Genomic DNA, 3,196 nt, shown 5'->3' with positions numbered 1-3,196 from the left:
GAACAGCTTTTCGCCCGGTCGAAGATCAGCCGCGGCAACCCAAGAGCCATTTTTGATCGCCCCCTTGTAGCGATGGCCTTCCGGTAGCGCTACCGGCACCGTTCTTTCTTCTGAAACAACAGCGAAGAAGGGATGATTGGTCGTGGTTATGATTGTTTGCGGACGTCCGCTCGTGTCGGATTTTAGGGTCAAATAGACGGTTTCTGTATGGTTCTCTTGGATCTTAGCAAGGGCAAGCTTGTAGCCTTCGTGACCTTGCTCGTCACGCGACCACACCAATGTCTTGTCGGGGCGGATTTCGCTAATAGCGGTAAAGCCATCCACCGTTTTGACCAGCGTCGAGCCATCAAACGAACAACCGACCGCACAATGCCCGCCAGCGCAAGTACCTCCTTCCGCGTTAGTGATCTCCCCCAGCGTTCCTGACCCGAAAATCTTGAGCTTGGTGGCAATCGCCAAGATCTGCGCCATCGCAGCCGGGTCGCCATTGCTCGCTTGTTGGATCGCGTAAGGAATACCAAATATTCCGAGGGGATCGGTGACCAACAGCCCGTAGATGGACGGAAGGTCTCTCTTCTGCTCCGCTGTGAGGTTCTCAACACCGTTGGGTGCGAGAATCTTGAGGATCTGATCCCCACCCCCCGAGCTTTCAAGCTGTTCTTTTAGCGTCTGCTGATTTTCTGGCGACACCCAATAGGAAATCGTGCCTGCGTAGCTGGATAGCGCAGCCACAACGTCCGCCAAAACCGCCGTGCAGCCACTGCCGCTATAGCCATTCGTCCGGCAAGCGACATACGCCTCCTGCTGTTGCTTATCTTTTGCCTCCAGCCGTGTCTTCTCACCGCAGGCTTCCGCGTCGGCACCCTTCGAGGCATCGCACGCTGCCTTGGCGGCATTCAGCGCATCATTGTCGGCGTGATTCAGATAGTTGTACTGATAGTTCGCAGCACCGTATCCAGCGCCTTCAGCGCCACCCACCGCTGCGCCAACACCAGCCGAAAGGGTTGCGCCAATCAGCTTGGCAAGCGCGTCGCCTTCGGGCGTTCCTTCGTATTTTGTTCCCTTGAGCATGCCCTCGACGAGCTTGGCGATTGCCGGCGCCATCAAGGTCGTGGCAGCACCGCCCAAAGCGGCTTTAATCGCACCCTCCCAGCCGTTGACGCCACCAAGGATGCCACCTCCGATGGCGTGCAACAGCGCGCGACCTTGGCCGCCTTCGGCCCAGAAGTCGCGTTCGGCTTGAGTCGTCGACTGCTTGTACAATTCGGAAGCAATGTCACCGACCAACCCCGCCATCGTCTTCTGCGCTTCCTGTAGATCGGCCTGCGTCTTGTACTGATCGCGCAAAATGTTCTGCAGGTCGGGTAGGCCGGGCAATGAGGTGTTGGTGTTGTCGGTGTCCCGGCGGATCGTGCCGATGTCCTGCGCCTGATGCTGTGGATCGGTGATAGCGATGCCGATATTCCCGCCGATGGCCGAATAGGCCTTGCCGGTTTCGCTCTCTCCGTCGTTGACCTTTGCAAGGCTCAGGCCGCCGGAGCCGATCGAGGCGCCGTRGGTATCGGCCTTCCAGCGCGAATGGGTATCGACGTCGGTGACTTCAAGCGTGCCGGTTTCGAGATGGTTCAGTTCCGCCGGCGCCTCGCTGGTAAGCAAGCCGCCCACGAGCGTCGTCTTCTTGTCGACGATTAGCTCGAGACCTCCGGAGCCGGCATGGATGCCGGATTGCTCGGCGACCACGGCAGCGTCGCCCGTCGCCTTCTGGGTCGAACCGGAAGCGCTGAAGCCGTCGGAGCCGATCGAGCCTGAGAGATTGAGCTGACGAGCCTCCGCAGTCGCCGTGTCCACCAGGCTTTCGACCGTGAGATTGCGGACGGCGGCGGTCACCGAATTTCCGGTGACGGCAGCGCCTCTCAGAGATAGGTCGTTGGTAAGAATAGTGACGTCGCCGGTGCCGTTTACATGACTATTGTAATGGGTGAGCCCCGTCGTGCCGTCGTTGCCCTTGCCGTAGGAGCCGGCGACATTGACGCCAGGCGTGCCGCAGCCAACCTTCGTGCCGCACTTCCAGCCGACGCCAACGCCAAAGCTGTAGGACGAGTTTTGGCTTGATGTCTCCGATGTGCCGGTCGCCGCATTGAGGCTGATATTGCCGTTCTGTGCCGACAGGACGATATCGCCGGCCAGCGAATCGTCGGAGATAGTCGGCAGGCCGAACTTGTCGTAGCCAGCGGCGATCTGGGCGCCATCACTGGTGATCGAACCATCCTGCGCCTTCAGGGTGGTCGAGCGGCCAGCGCGGATGTCGGTGACGACAGGCGTCGAGGACGAGGAGGACGAGCTGTTCTCCTGATGGCTGACGCCGGCCGAAAGCGAGATCGAGAAGTTGAGTCCTTCCGCTTTAGGAGACGTGTCCGTCAGTTGCTTATAGGCTTCCTTCAGGCCCTTATAGCCCTGATAGAAGCCGAGGGCGGCAATGGTGGTGTTGGTGACCGAATTGACGCGGGTGTCGCCGGTCAGGCGCTCGGCCGAATTCATGATGCTTTGGGCTGCACTTCCCAGCTGGCTGGAGACGCTGAGCGTCACGCCGGTGAAGGTCTTTTCGTGGATCTCCTCATAGTTAGTCTTATCCGCAGCCGAAAGAAGGTTGATGTCCTTGGTCGCAAAGAGGATGACGTCGCGCTCGGCCGAGGCCTGCGCGGCCTGCAAGTTGAGATTGTTGCCGGCGGAGATATTGAGGTCACGGCCGGCAGACAGCATCGAGGTTGCGTTGGTGTCGGATTGCTGCGCCGAGCTATCCTTGCTCGTCTGTGCACCGATGCCGACCGAGAAGCCGCCGCCGCTCGAACCGAAGGAAATACCGAAGCCGGATTTCTTTTCCTGCTCGGACTGCGAGAAGCTTTCCGCGCCGGGCGTCACGTTGACGTCGCGCTTGGCAGACAGGTTGATGTCGCGATCGGCATCGACGGACGAGCCCATGATGTTCAGGTCGGTTGCCCGCGCCGTCAGGTTGACGTCCTCGCCGGCGGAAAGTGCGGAGCCGACATTGAGGGTCGAGGACTGTGCGCCCTTGTTCTGCTGGCTGCCGTAGATCGAAATGAAGCCGCCGCCGCCGCCTACGCCGAAGCCTGATTTCTTGCGCTGCTCCTCGAGTTCGTGCGCCTCCTGCGCCCCGATGATCGAGACACTGTTGGCC

At 60.1% G+C, this 3,196-nt stretch carries 1 protein-coding gene; it reads right to left on the bottom strand.

Annotated elements, in window-relative coordinates:
* Window positions 1–3,196, bottom strand: a 3,196-nt coding sequence (locus tag AC1D1Z_RS35590; protein WP_477853492.1) for a hemagglutinin repeat-containing protein, incomplete at both ends; no start/stop codon positions are given.

Source organism: Rhizobium sp. P1_E1, assembly GCF_056406015.1.
Note: the sequence above shows the minus strand (reverse complement) of the source record. Positions and strands in the feature narration are given on the sequence as shown.